This is a genomic window from Amycolatopsis sp. WAC 01375 (assembly GCF_003947325.1).
Taxonomy (GTDB): domain Bacteria; phylum Actinomycetota; class Actinomycetes; order Mycobacteriales; family Pseudonocardiaceae; genus Amycolatopsis.
In genome coordinates, this window is sequence record NZ_QHHW01000024.1 from 38486 (window position 1) to 55283 (window position 16798).

Below are 16798 nucleotides of genomic sequence, written 5' to 3' on the forward strand. Positions count from 1 at the left end.
CTCAGGCCACCTCGCTCGGCCGCGCGTCCCGGGCACAGCGGAACCCGGAGAAGATCTGCCGCCGGATCGGGTGATCCCAGTTGCGGAACGTGCCGCGGATGGCCGCCGCGTCCGTGCCGAACGAGCCACCGCGCAGGATCCGGTAGTCCCCGCCGAAGAACACCTCCGAATACTCCTTGTACGGGAACGCGGCGAATCCCGGATACGCCTCGAACCCGCTGCTGGTCCACTCCCAGACGTCACCGATCAGCTGGTGCACACCCAGCGGCGAGGCACCCGCCGGATACGCGCCTGCCTCCGCGGGCCGCAGGTGCCGCTGCCCGAGGTTGGCGTGGTCAGGGCCGGGTTCCTCGTCGCCCCAGGGGAACCGGCGCGAACGGCCGGTCGCCGGGTCGAACCGGGCGGCCTTCTCCCACTCCGGTTCCGTCGGCAGGCGCCGTCCGGCCCAAGCGGCGAACGCCTCGGCCTCGTGGAAGGAGACGTGGACGACGGGTTCCGCCGCGGGCACTTTCTCGTAGACACCGAACCTCGTCCGCCACCAGCCGTCCTGCTCCCGCTTCCAGAAGCGCGGCGCGTCGATGCCGTGCTCGCTGCGGTACGCCCAGCCTCGTTCACTCCACCACTTCGGGTCTTGGTAACCCCCGGAGTCGAGGAACTCGGCGTACGCCCCGCAGGTGACCGGCGTGGTGTCGATGAAGAACGCCTCCACCGCAACCTCGTGCGCGGGACGCTCGTTGTCCAGCGCCCACGGCTCGGCGGAGGTGCCCATGGTGAAAGCGCCGCCGGGCACGAAGACCTCCGCGGGCAACTGCCCGGACCGCGACGGCGGCGGGGTGGGCGCGTGCAGCACCGGATCACCCTTGCGAAGCTGATGCGTGGCCAGCATCGTCTCGTCGTGCTGCTGCTCGTGCTGGGTGATCATGCCGAAGGCGAAAGCGTCCTCGGTGAGCCGCCTGCCTTGCAGTGGAACGGTTTCCAGGATGTCGAAGGACTTCTCCCTGACCTCGCGGACGTACTTGCGGGCTTCCTCCGGGCCCAGCAGCGGCAGCGCCGGACGATCCGCGCGAGCGTGCTGGAACGCGTCGTAGATGTCGTCGATGTCAGGCCGGAGCGCCTCGCGGCCGCCGACGTCGCGCACCAGCCAGAGTTCCTCCTGGCTGCCGATGTGCGCGAGGTCCCAGACCAGCGGCGACATCAGTTTCGAATGCTGGCGGACCAGCTCTTCGTCATCGACGTCCGTCAACGCGACACTGCGCTCGCGGGCCCTGGTGAGCGCCTCGGCCGCGTGGGCCCGCAGGTCTTGCGGGCTCAGCGCGCGAAGTGGGTTGGTCTCGGTGCTTTCCACGCTCATGACTGGTGGCTCCTCGAACCGCGCACGAGGGACTGCACGCCCTCGCTGATCTCTGTGATGGTCTCCGGCGGCAGACCGGTCATGCCGAGTTCGGCACAACCGAGGTCCACCACCTCGCTCGCCACGGCGGCGATCGCCCGGTCGGCCAGGCCGAACCGGGCCGCGCACTCCCATCGGCCCGTGACCGGTTCGCACAGTTCGAGCACCCTGTCCACTGTGGATGGACGCGCGAGAAGTGCGGCCAGCAGCGCCACCGGATGCAACCACTTGGCGGCGGGCTGGGCGTCCAGGTAGCGGATCTCCAGATACCCCTGTGGACGGACCGGCGTGAAGAAGGTCGTCAGGTGATAGGCGAGGTCGTCCTCGGTCGGCCTGCCGAGCCGGGCCGCTTCGCCCCGTCCGTCGATCCAGTCGGCGAAGGTCAGGGAATCCGGCGCGTCCCAGCGGCCGTCGCCGCCGGGCAGGACCATCAGCGGGGTGTCCAGGATCCTGCGTGCCCACTCCCCCGCCGGATCCCTGGTCGGTTCCGCCGAGCGAGTGCGGGCGTTTTCCGTTTCCATCACGGCCAGCCAGCGCGCGGACGCGTGGCCGGTGTCGCGTCCGGCATGGACCCTGGAGTTGGCGAAAGTAGCCAGCAAGGGCGGGCCCAGCGCGTGGACGGCGGCCCAGCGGTCGGCGAGGTCGCCTGCTTCACCGGTGTCCACGCAGACCTGCAGGCCGGCGGTGCTGCACATCATCGTCGCGCCCCCGGTGCCCATGGGGGCGAAGCGGCGTTCCATCGCGGCGTAGCGCGGTGTGCCCAGTTTGCGGACAGGGGCGCGATGCCTGTCTATCCCGGAGTCACCCAAGCGCAGGCCTCGGGCGGCGAGAAGATTTTCGAGGTGGGCCAGATCGGCCGAGACGACGGCGTCCAGGTGGCGCAGCGTGGTCTGTGGTTGAGCGGAGATCTCCACCTGACATCCGGGCTCGAGGCTCAGCGGTGAACCTGCCGGAAGCGGGAGTGCGGGGCTGTCGGGGCTCAGTGTCCGCGGGGTGTGCGGGCCGAGCGCGGTGGCGAGATCGTCGGGGTCGAGAGGCCGGGCGGGCTCGTCGGCGTAGTGCACGGTGAATTCCAGCTCCACGCCGAGAAGTCTCGGTGGCCCGTGCTTGAAGCACACGGAAGCCACATACGCCTCGCCCTCGGCGCGGTCCGAGAGGACCTTCGCCGTCGCGTTCGACGCGCTCCCGGACTTCTCGGGGAAATCATGAACAGTAGTCATCTTTCCGCCGTCCAGTCGGTTGTCCGATCAGTGAGAAATCTTGACTTCGGACGCTACACGCGAGGTCCGACAAAATCAGGCCGGTTCTCGCCGGGCAGGATCGGCGGCCCAGCTCTCAGGACGGGACGAATCAGGGCAAAGCGGGCTCGGTGCCCAGACCCAGCGCCGCGGCCGCGTTGCGAACCGCCTCGATCACCAGCTGCAAGGCGGGCCGCCGCTTCGAAGTCGTCCGGTACGCGATCGAAACCGTCCTGAGCAACGGTGTGGTCAACGCGACGACGTCGATCCCCGGCGGCCGGAGGCCGAGCCCGAGATCCGAAACGAGGGTCACCCCGAGCCCGGCGCGGACCATCGCCATCGCCGTGGACTGTTCTTCGACCTCGTGGTTGATCTTGGGATCGAACCCGTGGCGATGGCAGGCGGTGCGCACGGCACGGCCGAAGTGGCTCTTCGGGCTGGCGAGGATCCAGGGATGTTCGGCCAGTTCGAGCAGGGACGCGCTGCCCGTGGGAACGGCGCCGGCGGGCACCGCGGCGTGCAGCCGCTCGACCGCGATCACCGCGCGTTCCAGACCCGCGTCCCATGGCATCGGCGCGTCGGAGTAGTCGATCACGAACGACAGGTCCAGCTCGCCGTCCCGGACCGCGTCGGCGGTGTCCTCGGGCGCCAGCTCGCGGGTCCGGACCTGGATCCCCGGATGCTCGCCCGCGAGCGCGGTCAGCGCATGCGGCAGCAGCCCCGAAGCGACCGACGCCCACACCCCGGCCATGAGCCGGACGGAAACGGTCTCCTGCGCCTCTTCCAGCGCCAGGGTCGCCCGCTCGACCGAACTCAAGATCTCCTCGGCGTGCTCGGTGAGCAGCAACCCCAGTTCCGTCAGCTGCACCCGCCTGCCGAACCGTTCGAACAGCTTCGCGCCCACGTCCCGCTCCAGCTGCGCCAACTGCTGCGACACCGCCGAAGCGGTGTAATGCAGCGAAGCAGCGGCCGCCGTGACGGTGCCGCGCCTGCTCAACTCGCGGAGCATCCTCAGGCGGTGCAACGAAAGCTCCATGAGCCCAACGTAATCGGGTGCGGTCGCGAATGCCGGGTGACGCGTTACACCAGTTTCTCTGCACGTCATCGTTCAGATTCGGTAAATGGACGCCCGTGCCCGGCAGGGCGCACCCTCGGAAGTGGCGCAGGACGACCCCGAATCCCCGAAGGAGGTGGCCGCATGGCCGCGAGGAACGCCGAACCGCTGATGAGGCTGATCTGGACCGACCCCGTCACCGGTGCCACCGGCTACCTCGTTGTGCACACCCTGGTCTCCGGTATCGCGACCGGCGGGACCCGGATGCGCGCGGGCTGCACGATGTCCGAGGTCGAGGACCTGGCGAGGGGGATGGCGAACAAGACCGCGACCTTCGGCCTGCCGGTCGGCGGCGCCAAGGGCGGCATCGACTTCGATCCGAAGGACGAACGCGCTTTCGGTGTGCTGGAACGGTTCTGCTCGTTCCTGCGGCCGTGGATCGACAACCACTGGGTGACCGCCGAGGATCTCGGTGTCCCCCAGCACCTGATCGACGAGGTGTTCGCGAAACTGGGGCTGGAGCAGTCGTACCACGCCGCGATCCGTCGTTCGGCCGATCCGGCGCACACCCTTCGCCGCGTTCAGGCCGGGTTGAACACCCCTGTCCCCGGCGGACTCCTGCTCGGCGACGTGATCGGCGGCTACGGCGTCGCACAGGCCTGTCTGGGTGTCGCCGACGCGTGGGAGTGGCCGGTCGCGAAGACCACGGTCGCCGTCCAGGGCATCGGCACGATGGGCGGGGGCGCGGCCTGGTACCTGCACGAAGCCGGCATGACCGTCGTCGCGGTCGCGGACGCCGCCGGGACGCTGTACCGGCCCGAAGGCCTCGACATCCCCGCGCTGCTGGAGCTGCGCGACTCCTACGGCGAGATCGACCGTGGCCGGCTCCCTGCCGACGTCCAACTGCTCCCCCGCGACGAGATCGTGTCGACGGAGGCCGACATCTTCGTCCCGGCGGCGATCTCCTACGCGCTGCGTGCCGGGAACCAGGGCCTGGTCAAGGCGAAGGTCGTCATCGAGGCGGCCAACGCGGCGACCACACCCGACGCCGAAGCCGGCCTGGCGGCCCGCGGCATCCCGGTGATCCCGGACTTCGTCGCCAACGCCGGCGCGGCCGCGTGGGCGTGGTGGCTGCTGCTCGGCGAGGTCGGCGCCGATCCCGCCGACTCGTTCCTGCGACTGCGCACCGAGATGCGGGCGAAGGTGGCGCTGCTGCTGAGTTCCTGGAACCTCGACCGGATCGCCCCGCGCACCACGGGCCTGCGGCTCGCCGAAACCACCCGTTCGGACGCTGTCGCTACCCCTGAAGCAGCCCCAGCCCTCGTCATCCCCTGAGAGTGCGCGTGAAGGCCCTTCCCTCGGCTGATCGGAGGGAAGGGGCCTTCACGCGCGATCAGCGACTCAGGAGGCGAAGCGGTCCGTCGCGCCGATGAGGACTTCGCGCATCGGCTCGTCCTGGGTGCTGTGGCCGACCTCGTCGATGACCACCAGCTCGCTACCCGGCCACGCGTGCGCCAGTTCCCACGGGGTACCGATGAGGTTGCCCAGGTCGAGGCTCCCCTCGGCGAGCACGGCGGGGATGTGGGCCAGCTTCCCGGCCTCCCGCAGGACCACGCCTTCGTCCAAAAAGGACCCGTGGCTCCAGTAGTGCGTGACCAGCCTCGCGAACGCGAGCCGGAACTCCGGCGTCTCGAAGCTCTTGTACGGCGGGGAGGTCGGGATGACCGCGTCCTCCCAGGTACACCAGTCGGCCGCCGCCTTCCGGTGCACCGCCGGATCCGGGTCCATCAGCAGCTTGAGGTACGCCGCCGCCAGGTCGCCGTCGCGGTCCTCTTCGGGGACGCCGTCACGGAACTTGGCCCAAGCCTCGGGGAAGACGCCGCCGAGGCCGCGGGTGAGCAGGTCGGTCTCGCTCCGGCGCCCGGTGGCCAAACCCATCAGGACCATCTCCGAGACCCGGTCCGGATACCGCTCGGCGTAGACCAGCGCGAGCACCGAGCCCCAGGAACCGCCGAAGATCAGCCATTTCTCGATGCCCAGATGCTCGCGAAGCCGCTCCATGTCGGCGAGCAGGTGGTCGGTGGTGTTGGCGGAGAGGTCGGCCTCGGGCTCGCCCGCGTGCGGCGTGCTCCGGCCGCAGCCACGCTGGTCGAACAGCACGACGCGGTACTTGGCCGGATCGAAATAGCGGCGCAGGCCGGTACTGCAACCTGTCCCCGGGCCGCCATGCAGTGTGACGGCGGGTTTGCCGTCGGGATTACCGCAGACCTCCCAGTACACGAGGTGCCCGTCGCCGACGTCGAGCATCCCGTGGTCGTACGGTTCGATTTCCGGATACAGCCGTGTCACTTCTCGTCCTCCCGGACCCGCCCGAAATACAACAGCGCTGTCACAATAGCCGGGATCGACGCCTGGGTGCGCGTGCTTTAAGTACATGAAGGCCCCCTTCCTTGCGTCTGGCGCAAGGAAGGGGGCCTTCATGTACTTGCCTGTGACTAGCCGGGCAAGGTCCCGGAGACGTGCCGGAGCGCGTCGGCCAGTTCCGACGGACCGGCCGGTCCGATGTGGACCACCGCGTCCTTGCCGTGCCCGGTCGTGTAGCTGAGGTACCGGCCCCAGTCGGTGTCGGCGAAGTGGAGCGGATCCTCGACGGCGACGTGCCTGCCGACTTCGTCCCGCTTGCCGACGTAAAGCTCGCCGCTCCCCTCGACCGGCCGCTGCACGAGGCTCACGATGTCCGCGATCACCGGCGGCAGCGAATGCGTGTCCGGGCCGCGCCGCGCCGCCTCTTCGAGCTCGTACGCGCGGATCGTGCGAAGCCTGCCACCGCCCGCGGGAACGGGCGGCAACTGCTCGATCAGCGTTTCGGGCAGCCGACGGCGGTCGATCTCCTGGAGTCCTACCCAGTCGCCGGACGCCACCGCCAGGACCGCTTGCAGTCCCAGTGAGGCGGCGAGAACGCCGTAGGTCTCGCCTCCGGTGTTCACCCAGCCGTAGTACTCGATGGCCGGTTTCGTGAGCACCGGAAGCCAGTCCAGGAAGTCGACCGACGCGCGGCCGCTCGAATCCAGCAGCCCGGCTTGCGCCAACGCCGCTTGCACTCGCTTGTCCGCCTCCGCGCGGGCCGTCCTGGACAGCCAGCGCGGCTCGGGGCGCAGCGTGATGTGCAGGTCGCCGACGCGTTCGCGTTCGGCGAGCACCGCCAAGGCTTCGACCGGGACGTCCACCCGGCCTGTTCTGACGGTCATCCGTTACTCGCCGATGACCGGCGGACTGGTCCGCTGGTCGGTGCCGAAGATCGCGTCGGGGTCGGCCTCGATCAGGTAATCGGGACGCTGGTGCTCGTCGTCCTCGTCACCGTCGGCACGCCTGCCGCCCGCCCCCATCGGGCCCATCTGACCGGCGCCACCGCGGCCGGCGCCACCACGACCACCGGCCACGTCGGCGCCACCCAGGCCGCCCATGCCGCCCATGCCGGAGCCCCTGCCCGCGCCCAGTCCGCCGGAACCCGGTCCACCGGGACCACCCGGCCGGCCACCGGTGCCGCCCTCGCCACCGAGGAGCCTGCTCGCCGCACTGTTGGGCCCGGGAACGTTGCGTCCGCTGGTACCCCCGGGCGGGTTCTGCCCAGTACCACCGCCCGGGTTGTAGTTCTGGCCCGGCCCGTTCGGGAGGCCGATGACGTTGTCCGAGTCACCAGGTCCGCGTCCGGGGTTCCTGCCCGGGATCTCGGTCGTCGGTCCCGGTTTGCCCCGGCCACCACCGGACGGCAGCGTCGTGTCCCCGGTACCCGGCTTCCGCGTCGGCGTCGTGATGTTGGTGTCGCCACCGGGCTTGTCCCTCGGGTTCACCGGACGATCATCGGTCGAGCCCGGCTTGGTCTGGTTCTGGTCGGTGCCCGGCTTGTTCTGGTTCTGGTTGGTGCCGTTGTCGTCCGTACCGCTGGTGTCGGTGCCGTCGTTCTCGTCGTCCCCGCCGCCGTTCCGGCTCGGCTTCACCGGGATGACCGGCGGCGGCTTGATCGGGGGCGGACCGCCATCGACCTTGACGCTGACGTTCGCACCGTCGTTCTTCAGCACGCCGTAATCGGTCGGCAGGTTGGAGCTCGTGCTGCTGGTGACCGAGTCGTACTGGTCCATCACGCGGACGTTGTTCTGGTTCGCCGCCTCGTGCTTCGCGACGCCCTCTTGGTAGTTCTTGATGTCGTTGTTGACCATGAACGGCCCGGCGATCGGGATCGCGCCCTTCAGTCCAGTGGTCCATGGGTCGGGCTTGTCCGGCTTCGGCGGCACGGGGACGACGGACGATCCCGAATCGTCGAAGCTGTCGGCCTGCATGGTGACCGAAGCCCTCGTGGTGAACAGCGGGTCCGCCGTCTCCTTGAAAGCCTGCTCGAGCGGGCCCGCACCGGCGTTCGCCGCGTCGGCGCCGGACCCCGTCCAGGAGGACGCCATCCGCGTCTGCAGCGACTTGATGGCCATGCCGCGTTCGACATAGGCGTCGGAAAGCTCAGCGACGCGATCGGCCGCGCTGCGCAGGTTGCGGGTGTCGCCCTCGGTGAAGTTCTCGTAGATCTGCTTGCCGTCCACCCTCATGCCCCCTTGAGTGTCTTGATCATGGCCGACGCGAGCTTCTGCGCGGTCCCACAGGAGTCCTGCTCGTTGTCGTAGCCCTCGGCTTGGGCGCTGATCGCCAGGTCGTCGGCCACGCCGACCGAAAGGTCGCAGTTGCCACGCGCTCGCCGGTCCTGCAGTCCGTAATAGACGGTCGGATATCCCTCGACGTCGGGGCCGGGCTCCAGGAACTTCAATTGCCCGGCTTCCTTGGCCTTGTGCAGGCCGGCCAGCCCGCCCATGCCCTTTTCGCGGTTGCCGCTACCGAGGATGATCTGCAGGCTGTCGGCCTTGCCACGAATTCCCCAGCTACAAGCTGGGTTATTGGTGTCGTTCTTCGGTGCTCCGGGCTCGGTGAACCCCAGTTCCGCGGCCGCAGCGGCCGGGAGCAGCTTGCACGCGTCGCCGACGAACGCCGAAGCGTCCAGCGGATTCGTCACCTTGGGGACGTTCGGGTCCTCTGGCGCGGCCGACGAAGCCGACGAAGCCGACGTTCCCGGGGTCGGGCTCGGCGTACCAGGGGTCTCCCCTGTGCACCCTGCGACCGCGACCGAAACGAACAAGAGCGCCACTGCGGCGGCACGATTTCTCAACACGTTCGGCATCCTCAGGTCGTGCGCAGGGTGTTGGCCTGGTCGGTGGCCATCGTCTTCGTGCGAGCGAGCTCGAGTTTCTCGATGTACCCCTCGATGTACGCCTTCATCGAGTCGTTCTGGTTCTGCAGGGATATCAAGGAGGTGATACCGGAATCGACGTAGCTCGAGCTGGCTTCGTCCTGCCCCGGCGGCATCAGATCCTCACTGATCCGACGGATCTTCTCGCCGTCTTCGACGACCTTCTTCAGCTCGTCCTGCCACAGCCCGATGACGGTCTTCAGCTCCTCCGGGCTCATCTCGAACCCGCCGCCACCACCGCCGCCACCGCCGTAAACGGTCGGCTCCTTCGGCGTGGCGAGGTCACCCCAGACGGCCTTGATCGCGCTCGCGGCGTCTTCGATGATGTTCACGCCCGCACCTTCCCCTCAGCATTCACGCACCGTGACGGACAAAGCGTAGCCAAGCGGCGGACGGCGTGTCAGCCGATCCGGCCGAGTAGTCGGACGTGTTGCGAAACCTTCCGGTTCCCCGACCGGCCGGACATCCCGCGAACTGGTCACAGTACGTACGTACGGATTGCTTAACCGGGTTCCCGGTGACAGGATTCCAGGATGCCACGGGTCAGCCAGGATCACCTCGACGCACGCCGGCGCCAGATCCTCGACGGCTCCCGCGTGTGCTTCGCACGTTATGGCTACGAGGGTGCCACTGTCCGGAGGCTGGAGGAAGCCACCGGCCTTTCCCGCGGTGCGATCTTCCACCATTTCCGCGACAAGGAGTCCCTCTTCCTCGCCTTGGCCGAGGACGACGCGGTCCGCATGGCCGACATCGTCGCCGAGCAGGGGCTCGTCCAGGTGATGCGTGAGCTGCTGACGAACCGCAGCGAGCATCCCGCCGATTGGCTCGGCACGCGGCTGGAGGTCTCCCGCCGGCTGCGCACCGACCCCGAGTTCCGTGCCCGCTGGGCCGAGCGGTCCCATCAGCTGACGGCCGCGACCCGGCGCCGTCTGCTGCGCCAGCGCGACGCCGGGATCCTGCGCGACGACGTCGACGTCGACGTCCTGACCGCGTATCTCGAACTCGTCCTCGAGGGACTCGTCTCGCACCTCGCGATGGGCCAGCCGGGTGATGATCTCGGTCCGGTGCTCGACCTGGTCGAGGAGAGCGTGCGACGGCACCGCGCCCACGCCGCCGGGGGAACGCGTTAAGATTGTCCTATCGTCGCAGTACAGCGGCGGTATTCGTTGGTTTCGATCGAGGAGTGACTCTTTTCGTGCGCGACGCGCAGTCACCTGGTGACAGTATCGAGCCGGGTGGCACACCCGGCTGTTCCGCGGACTTTCCCGCCGACCCCATCGGCAGGAAATGATGGAAGTCCTGCTCGCCGTTCTCGGCATTCTCCTGTTCCTCCTGCTGACGGTCGGTACCGGCCTCGCCGTCGCCGCCGAGTTCTCCCTCACCGCGCTCGAGCGCAGCACGGTCGACGCGAACGTCCGCCAGGTCGGCGACCGGCGCGCGCACACCGTGCAGAAGGCGCACCGCACGCTCTCGTTCCAGCTCTCCGGCGCGCAGGTGGCGATCACCATCACCACCCTGATCACCGGTTATCTCGCGGAACCGGTGATCGGTGACCTGCTGCACCCGCTGTTCACCGCCGTCGGCTTCTCCGAAGGCGTGGCGAACGGCGTGTCGCTGGCAGTCGCACTGATCCTGGCGACGTCGCTGTCGATGATCCTCGGCGAAATGATGCCGAAGAACCTCGCGATCGCCCGGCCGCTGCAGACCGCGCGGGCCGTCGCGGGGTACCACTCGCGGTTCTCGTCGCTGTTCCGCTGGCTCATCACGCTGATGAACAACAGCGCCAACTTCCTCGTCCGCAAGTTCGGAGTCGAGCCGCAGGAGGAACTGCGCTCGGCCCGTTCTCCGCAGGAACTGGGCTCGATCGTGCGCTCCAGCGCGGAAAGCGGCACGCTCGACACGTCGACCGCCGAACTGCTGGACAAGTCCCTCCGCTTCGGCGAGCGGACGGCGGACGAGCTGATGACCCCGCGCGTCCAGCTCGAATCGCTGACCGTGGACGACACGATCTCCGATCTCATCGAGATCTCGCGCCGCACCGGCTTCTCACGTTTCCCGGTCTACACCGAGGATCTCGACGACGTACAGGGCGCGGTGCACATCAAGCAGGCGTTCACCGTCCCGGCCACCCAGCGCGCCACGGTGCGGATCGGTTCGGTCATGCGGCCGATCCCGACGGTGCCCGAATCGCTGCCGGGCGACTCGCTGCTCAACCGCCTGCGTGATTCCCGGTTCCAGCTCGCGATCGTCGTCGACGAGTACGGCGGCACCGCTGGGTTGGTGACGCTGGAGGACGTCGTCGAGGAGATCATCGGCGACGTCCGCGACGAGCACGACGAGCGCGAAGCGCCGTCCTCCCAGCAGGTCGGCACCGACAACTGGCTCGTTTCGGGACAGCTTCGCGCCGACGAGGTCACCGACGAGACCGGATTCCGGATGCCCGACGGCGACTACGAGACCATCGCCGGGCTGATCCTCGAGCGGCTCGGCCGGATCCCCTCCCCCGGCGACGCCACCGAACTCGACGCCTGGCGGCTCACGGTGACCAAAATGGACCGTCTCCGCATCGCCGAGGTCGAAGTCCGCCGGGTCAGCGAGACCTCCATCTCCGCCGAGCAGGAGCCCACCCGATGAGCGACTGGTTCAACATCTTCCTCGTCGTGGTCCTGCTGCTGGCCAACGCGTTCTTCGTCGGTGCCGAGTTCGCGCTGATCTCTTCGCGGCGCGACAGGCTGGAAGCCTTGCTGGAGCAGGGAAAGACCCGTGCCCGGATCGTCATCAACGCGAGCAAGAACGTCTCGCTGATGCTCGCGGGCGCGCAGCTCGGCATCACGATCTGCTCGCTGCTGCTGGGGCGCCTCGGTGAGCCCGCCATCGCACACCAGCTGGCCGGGTTCTTCGAACTGTTCGGGATTCCGGAGGTGCTGCTGCACCCGATCTCGTTCGCGATCGCGCTGGCGTTCATCACCGTCCTGCACGTCCTCGTCGGCGAGATGGTGCCGAAGAACCTCGCGATCGCCGAGCCCGAGCGGCTGGCGCTGTGGCTGGTCCCGGTCCACGTGGCCTGGGTGAAGCTCGCCAACCCGTTCATCTGGCTGCTGAACTTCGTGGCGAACTCGCTGCTGCGGCTGTTCAAGGTCGAGCCGAAGGACGAGCTCGAAACCGCCTACACCTCCGACGAACTCGCCGAACTGCTCAGCGAGTCGCGGCGCGAGGGGCTGCTGGAGCACTCCGAGCACCAGCGGCTGAGCAAGACGCTGTCTTCGGTGGAGAAGACGGTGGCCGACGTCCTGGTCCCGACGGCGCAACTGACCACGCTGCCCTGCTCGCCCACGCTGGGCGACGTCGAGCGCGCGGTGTCCTCCACCGGGTTCTCCCGCTTCCCGGTGTGCACCGACGACGGGACGCTGACCGGCTACATCCATGTGAAGGACATCCTCGACCTCGTGGGCGAGGATCCGGGCACCGTGGTGCCGTCGGACAAGACGCGGGCGCTGACCGAACTGCACGCCGACGCCCGGCTGGACGAGGCGCTTTCGGCGATGCGCAAGGAAGGCAGTCACCTGGCGCGGGCGCTGAGCCCGGCGGGGGCCGCCGTGGGGGTCGTCGCGCTGGAGGACCTCGTCGAGGAATACGTGGGAACTGTCCGCGACGGTACCCACGTCATGTCATGACCGGTCCGATCGTTCTTCCCGAGCCCGTCTGGCGGGCTCGGGAGGACGACCACGTCACGCGGATGCGACGCTGGACGACACCGCACCAGCGCCGCCGCTCGCGGGGCGAGAAGCATCCGGTGCTCGACTTCCTCTTCACCTATTACTCGCACCGGCCCGGGCATGTCGAACGCTGGCAGCCGGGCGCGGGCGTCCTGCTCGAAGGCGCGTCCGCGCGCCGGTTCCTGGAGCGCAAGGGCTATCTGGAGACGCCGGACGGAGTCATGCTCGATCCGGCGGGCTTCACCGATGGCCGGGCCAGGACCGCCGAATTCGTCCTCGGCCTGCTTTCCGCGACCGCGTCCCGCTCGCCGAGACTCGGTTGTTTCGGACTTCACGAATGGGCAATGGTTTACCGGGAATCGGCGGATGAGGTTCGTCACTCACAACTTCCGCTCCGGCTCGGTTCGGCCGGAACGGACGGCGTCGTCGAGTCACTGGAGATCCGGTGCGGACATTTCGACGCTTTTCGGTTCTTCACCGAACCCGCCCGGCCTCGCAACACGCTGCGGCCGGAGCGGGAGAACCAGATCGAGTTCGAACAGCCCGGCTGCCTCCACGCCAACATGGACTTGTTCAAGTGGGCGTACAAACTCGACCCGTTCGTACCCGCCGAGCTGGTCGGGGACTGCTTCGAGCTGGCGGCCGACATCCGTGAGCTGGACATGCGGGCCAGTCCGTACGACCTGGCGGACTTCGGGTACTCACCCGTCCGGATCGAGACCCCGGAGGGCCGGGCCGAGTACGCCCGCGCGCAGGCCGGTTTCGCCCGCCGGGCCGCGCCGCTGCGTGAGCACCTGATAGCGCATTGCCAACGGCTCCTGACCGAGTTAAAGAAGGCGTCCGCGACACGCGGAAAACAACTGTGAGTTGCCGCATTCCCCGTAACATCCTCCCCTGTTAGAGTGATAACGGTTTGATTGCATACGCAGCGCGAGCGCGCACGTTTCGAAAGGACAACGATGGGGCGACACAGCGTGGCCGAAGAGCCGGTGCCGCATCCCCTCGACCCGAAGCGGCCTCAGGGTCGCGGTGAGGCGACCGGTTCGCACCGGATCGTCGGGAAGAAGGCACCGCGGCGACGGATCGCCAAGTGGCCCATCGCCTGCCTGGTCCTCCTTGTCCTGGTCGCGATCGGCGTCTTCGGCTGGAACTGGGCGGACGGGGAGCTCAACACCCGCGCCGAAGCCCAGGCCAAGGCCTGCAGCGCCGGCGACACCCCGATGCGGGTCATCGTCACCCCCAGCATCGAGAAGCCGGTCCGGGCGGCGGCCGAGCGGTGGAACAACGCCGCGACCGTGGTCCGCGACCACTGCGTGATCATCCAGATCGACGCGCTGTCCTCCGCGTCCGTGCTCGACGGCCTCGTCGGACGGACGAACCTGGACGCCATCGGCGGGCTCCCCGCCGCCTGGATCCCCGAGTCCACCTACTGGGTGACCGAGCTGAACACCGCCAAGCCCGAACTGGTCGGTTCGCCCGCCCAGTCGATCGCGACGGCGCGTTCGGCCGACTACCCGCTCGTCGGCCTCGCCGGGAAGAACATCGACGAGGTCCAGATGCGTGCCTCGCAGACGTTCCGGCAGTTCCTGCAGCAGCCCGCCCAGCAGGCCGACTTCGCCGCCGCAGGGATCAAGGCCACCTGAGCCCCGGACTTACGGGAAAGGCCCCTTCACCGCTCGGGAAGGGGCCTTTCCCGTATCTCGAGTCTCGTGAGTGGTCAGAGCCAAGGGTGGCTCAGGTACCTACGTGGTTCCGGCTGCGGTTGATGCCAGGCCCGGTCCGTGAAGGCCACGTTCACCCTTTCCCCAGTACATGAAGGACCCCTTCACTGCGCCAGGCGCAAGGAAGGGGTCCTTCATGTACCTCGTGCAGGCAAGAGGACCGGTACCGAGCCGGTCAAGCCCTCGTGAGTGGTCAGGACCGTCCCTACCACTCAGGAGCCGAAGGTGTCCGGGTCGGGGCCGGTGCGGGTGCCGTCGTCGAACTCGGCGAGGGCCGCGAGGTCGTCCTCGGCCAGTTCGAAGTCGAAGACGGCGAAGTTCTCGCGGATCCGGGACGGGGTCACGGATTTCGGGATGGCCACGGTGCCGAGCTGGAGATGCCAGCGCAGCACCAGCTGCGCCGGGCTCTTGCCGTATTTGGCCGCGAGAGCGGTCAGCGTCGGGTCCGAGAGCAGCGACCCCTGCGCGAGCGGGCTCCACGCCTCGGTGACGATGCCGTGCTCGGCGTGGAACTCCCGCAGCGCCTTCTGCTGGAGCTTGGGGTGCAGCTCGACCTGGTTGACCGCGGGAACGATCCCGGTCTCGTCGAACAGCCGTCGCAGATGCGGGACATGGAAGTTCGACACCCCGATGGCCCGTGTCCGGCCGTCCTCGTACAGCTTTTCCAGCGCCCGCCACGTTTCGACGTACTTCCCACGGGTCGGCATCGGCCAGTGGATGAGGTACAGGTCGACGTGGTCCAGGCCGAGCTCCGTGAGACTCGCGTCGAACGCCCGGAGCGCCTCGTCGTAGCCGTGGCCCGGATTCGGCAGCTTCGTGGTGATGAACAGTTCGTCGCGCGGTACCCCGGCGGAGCGGATCGCTTCGCCGACACCGGCTTCGTTCCCATACGACGCGGCGGTGTCGATGCTGCGGTACCCGGCCTCGATGGCGGTCCGGACGACCTTGGCCGTGTCGCCGGCGGGTACCTGCCAGACGCCGAAACCGAGTCGGGGGATGGCTACCTCGTTGTTCAGGACGACGGAAGGCACGGCCATGGAAGGGGAATCCTCACTGGGGTCTGCGGCAGGACTTCTTGCCCCGCATCATTCCACCCCGCGCGCGGCGTACGCGCGCAAATACTCCGCCGTGTCCGCGTCGGCGGGGAAAAAGGATTCGATCACCAGCTCGGCGACCGTGATGTCCAACGGCGTCCCGAATGTGGAGACCGTGCTGAAGAAGGTGAGTTCGGTGCCCTCGTGCCGCAGCCGCAACGGGACGAAGATGTCGCCCGGTCCGGGGACCTCCACTTCGGGGACGGGATCCGCGCACGGATAGGTGAGCAGCTCCTCGAGTAGATCGGTGAGGACCGGATCAGCCGTCTGGGTCACCTGACGCCGCAGCCTGCCCAGCAGATGAGCGCGCCACTCCCCCAGGTTCAGCACATGCGGCGCCATCCCCTCCGGATGCAGCGTCACGCGCAGGACGTTGACCGGTGGCGTCATCAAGGCGGGCGAGACCAGGCCGGTCATGATCGAGATGCTCGAGTTGGCGTCGACCAGATTCCACCAGCGGTCGGCGACGGCGGCCGGATACGGCTCGTGTCCGGTCATCAGCTGGCGGACCGCCTTGTGGACCGCCGCGAGTTCCGGGGCGCCGAGGCCGCTTTCGGCATACGCGGGTGCGTAACCGGCGGCCAGCAGCAGCTGGTTGCGTTCCCGCAAGGGCACCTCCAGATGTTCGCCGAGCCGCAGCACCATGTCGCGACTGGGCTTGGACCGGCCGGTCTCCACGAAGCTCAGGTGCCGGGTGGAGATGTCCGCCGAGATGGCGAGATCCAGCTGGCTGATCCGGCGGCGGTCGCGCCATTCGCGGAGGAGTTCGCCGACGGGGCGGCCCGCGCGGCTCACGGTCACTGTGGTCGTCACGATCACGAACCTACGGCCACGGACGACGGGCCGCCATTACCTCCCGCGTAATCGACGGGCCCCACCCTCAGCCGACATTGTTGCGGCATCGAACAACCCCCGAGAAAACAAGGAGACACCATGTCGGACATCCAGCGCGTCGCCGAGCAGTACATCGCCGTGTGGAACGAGACCGACGCGGACAGGCGCCGCGCGCTCATCGCCGAAGTGTTCACCGAGGACACCACCTACACCGACCCGCTCGGCGCTGTCACCGGCCACGACGGTGTCGATGGCTTCATCGCCGGCGCGCAGGCCCAGTTCGCGGGTCTGAGGTTCAGCCTGCCGGCCGCTCCCGACGCGCATCACGACATCGCGCGGTTCCAGTGGTACCTCGCGCCGGAAGGCGCCGAAGAACCGCTGGCGATCGGCTTCGACGTCATCACCGTCGAGGACGGGCGGATCAAGCAGGTGCTGGGCTTTCTCGACAAGATGCCCGGTTGAGG

Annotated in this window: 17 protein-coding genes; 7 read left to right on the forward strand and 10 right to left on the reverse strand. The window is 68.4% G+C overall.

All coding sequences use genetic code 11. The features are described 5' to 3' along the window. Position 1 precedes the first annotated feature (1 nt). From egtB to DL991_RS12285, 3 genes are all read right to left on the reverse strand, one after another. A complete protein-coding gene (gene egtB / locus DL991_RS12275; protein ID WP_125784118.1) occupies positions 2–1351 on the reverse strand; it encodes an ergothioneine biosynthesis protein EgtB in 1350 nt (449 codons plus the stop codon). Further along, entirely contained in the window at positions 1348–2610 is a 1263-nt protein-coding gene (locus DL991_RS12280; protein ID WP_125784120.1) for a glutamate-cysteine ligase family protein, read from the reverse strand. Before DL991_RS12280 ends, egtB begins: the two co-directional genes overlap by 4 nt. A gap of 130 nt (positions 2611–2740) precedes the next feature. Then, positions 2741–3664: a LysR family transcriptional regulator gene (locus DL991_RS12285; RefSeq protein WP_125784121.1), complete on the reverse strand. Its 924-nt coding sequence runs from the start codon at positions 3662–3664 to the stop codon at positions 2741–2743. Positions 3665–3826: 162 nt separating this feature from the next. Here DL991_RS12285 and DL991_RS12290 point away from each other — a divergent pair, with 162 nt between their 5' ends. Beyond that, positions 3827–5017 (forward strand): Glu/Leu/Phe/Val dehydrogenase dimerization domain-containing protein, encoded by a 1191-nt coding sequence (locus DL991_RS12290; protein ID WP_125784123.1) that lies wholly within the window; start codon positions 3827–3829, stop codon positions 5015–5017. Between the two features lie 66 nt (positions 5018–5083). Here DL991_RS12290 and pip read toward each other — a convergent pair whose 3' ends face one another. The 5 genes from pip to DL991_RS12315 form a co-directional block, all read right to left on the reverse strand. After that, positions 5084–5989: a prolyl aminopeptidase gene (pip, locus tag DL991_RS12295; protein WP_370306258.1), complete on the reverse strand. Its 906-nt coding sequence runs from the start codon at positions 5987–5989 to the stop codon at positions 5084–5086. 188 nt (positions 5990–6177) lie between these two features. Then, complete coding sequence (locus DL991_RS12300; RefSeq protein WP_125784735.1) at positions 6178–6909, reverse strand: ESX secretion-associated protein EspG; 732 nt, start codon at positions 6907–6909, stop codon at positions 6178–6180. Positions 6910–6933: 24 nt separating this feature from the next. Then, on the reverse strand, positions 6934–8277 hold the full coding sequence (locus DL991_RS12305; RefSeq protein ID WP_125784127.1) for a hypothetical protein: 1344 nt from the start codon (positions 8275–8277) through the stop codon (positions 6934–6936). After that, complete coding sequence (locus tag DL991_RS12310) at positions 8274–8900, reverse strand: DUF3558 domain-containing protein (RefSeq protein WP_125784129.1); 627 nt, start codon at positions 8898–8900, stop codon at positions 8274–8276. Before DL991_RS12310 ends, DL991_RS12305 begins: the two co-directional genes overlap by 4 nt. A gap of 2 nt (positions 8901–8902) precedes the next feature. Then, entirely contained in the window at positions 8903–9301 is a 399-nt protein-coding gene (locus DL991_RS12315; RefSeq protein WP_125784131.1) for a hypothetical protein, read from the reverse strand. A 201-nt stretch (positions 9302–9502) separates the two neighbouring features. On the opposite strand from DL991_RS12315, the gene DL991_RS12320 reads away from it, so the two are divergent. From DL991_RS12320 to DL991_RS12340, 5 genes are all read left to right on the forward strand, one after another. Then, the gene (locus DL991_RS12320; RefSeq protein WP_125678272.1) at positions 9503–10099 is read left to right on the forward strand and encodes a TetR/AcrR family transcriptional regulator; all 597 of its coding nucleotides are present in this window, start codon (positions 9503–9505) and stop codon (positions 10097–10099) included. 157 nt (positions 10100–10256) lie between these two features. Beyond that, complete coding sequence (locus DL991_RS12325) at positions 10257–11603, forward strand: hemolysin family protein (protein ID WP_125784133.1); 1347 nt, start codon at positions 10257–10259, stop codon at positions 11601–11603. Continuing rightward, positions 11600–12643, forward strand: coding sequence for a hemolysin family protein (locus DL991_RS12330; protein WP_125784135.1), 1044 nt, complete (start codon positions 11600–11602; stop codon positions 12641–12643). Before DL991_RS12325 ends, DL991_RS12330 begins: the two co-directional genes overlap by 4 nt. Continuing rightward, complete coding sequence (locus DL991_RS12335) at positions 12640–13551, forward strand: 3-methyladenine DNA glycosylase (protein ID WP_125784137.1); 912 nt, start codon at positions 12640–12642, stop codon at positions 13549–13551. Before DL991_RS12330 ends, DL991_RS12335 begins: the two co-directional genes overlap by 4 nt. A gap of 93 nt (positions 13552–13644) precedes the next feature. After that, positions 13645–14328: a hypothetical protein gene (locus DL991_RS12340; protein WP_233598805.1), complete on the forward strand. Its 684-nt coding sequence runs from the start codon at positions 13645–13647 to the stop codon at positions 14326–14328. A gap of 290 nt (positions 14329–14618) precedes the next feature. On the opposite strand, the gene DL991_RS12345 is transcribed toward DL991_RS12340, so the two are convergent. Together DL991_RS12345 and DL991_RS12350 are read right to left on the reverse strand one after the other, a co-directional pair. Then, positions 14619–15443: an aldo/keto reductase gene (locus DL991_RS12345; protein WP_125784139.1), complete on the reverse strand. Its 825-nt coding sequence runs from the start codon at positions 15441–15443 to the stop codon at positions 14619–14621. Positions 15444–15491: 48 nt separating this feature from the next. Beyond that, positions 15492–16319: a helix-turn-helix domain-containing protein gene (locus tag DL991_RS12350; RefSeq protein WP_199753930.1), complete on the reverse strand. Its 828-nt coding sequence runs from the start codon at positions 16317–16319 to the stop codon at positions 15492–15494. 114 nt (positions 16320–16433) lie between these two features. On the opposite strand from DL991_RS12350, the gene DL991_RS12355 reads away from it, so the two are divergent. Continuing rightward, positions 16434–16796, forward strand: coding sequence for a nuclear transport factor 2 family protein (locus DL991_RS12355; protein ID WP_125784141.1), 363 nt, complete (start codon positions 16434–16436; stop codon positions 16794–16796). Positions 16797–16798 lie beyond the last annotated feature (2 nt).

What these genes read in the sequence shown, in the direction of transcription:
- DL991_RS12285 (WP_125784121.1), bottom strand. Translation starts at nt 3,664, where the DNA reads ATGGAGCTTTCGTTGCACCGCCTGAGGATGCTCCGCGAGTTGAGCAGG.
- DL991_RS12310 (WP_125784129.1), bottom strand. Translation starts at nt 8,900, where the DNA reads ATGCCGAACGTGTTGAGAAATCGTGCCGCCGCAGTGGCGCTCTTGTTC.
- DL991_RS12335 (WP_125784137.1), top strand. Translation starts at nt 12,640, where the DNA reads ATGACCGGTCCGATCGTTCTTCCCGAGCCCGTCTGGCGGGCTCGGGAG.
- DL991_RS12290 (WP_125784123.1), top strand. Translation starts at nt 3,827, where the DNA reads ATGGCCGCGAGGAACGCCGAACCGCTGATGAGGCTGATCTGGACCGAC.
- DL991_RS12305 (WP_125784127.1), bottom strand. Translation starts at nt 8,277, where the DNA reads ATGAGGGTGGACGGCAAGCAGATCTACGAGAACTTCACCGAGGGCGAC.
- DL991_RS12320 (WP_125678272.1), top strand. Translation starts at nt 9,503, where the DNA reads ATGCCACGGGTCAGCCAGGATCACCTCGACGCACGCCGGCGCCAGATC.
- pip (WP_370306258.1), bottom strand. Translation starts at nt 5,989, where the DNA reads ATGCTCGACGTCGGCGACGGGCACCTCGTGTACTGGGAGGTCTGCGGT.
- DL991_RS12340 (WP_233598805.1), top strand. Translation starts at nt 13,645, where the DNA reads ATGGGGCGACACAGCGTGGCCGAAGAGCCGGTGCCGCATCCCCTCGAC.
- DL991_RS12345 (WP_125784139.1), bottom strand. Translation starts at nt 15,443, where the DNA reads ATGGCCGTGCCTTCCGTCGTCCTGAACAACGAGGTAGCCATCCCCCGA.
- DL991_RS12325 (WP_125784133.1), top strand. Translation starts at nt 10,257, where the DNA reads ATGATGGAAGTCCTGCTCGCCGTTCTCGGCATTCTCCTGTTCCTCCTG.
- DL991_RS12355 (WP_125784141.1), top strand. Translation starts at nt 16,434, where the DNA reads ATGTCGGACATCCAGCGCGTCGCCGAGCAGTACATCGCCGTGTGGAAC.
- DL991_RS12280 (WP_125784120.1), bottom strand. Translation starts at nt 2,610, where the DNA reads ATGACTACTGTTCATGATTTCCCCGAGAAGTCCGGGAGCGCGTCGAAC.
- egtB (WP_125784118.1), bottom strand. Translation starts at nt 1,351, where the DNA reads ATGAGCGTGGAAAGCACCGAGACCAACCCACTTCGCGCGCTGAGCCCG.
- DL991_RS12330 (WP_125784135.1), top strand. Translation starts at nt 11,600, where the DNA reads ATGAGCGACTGGTTCAACATCTTCCTCGTCGTGGTCCTGCTGCTGGCC.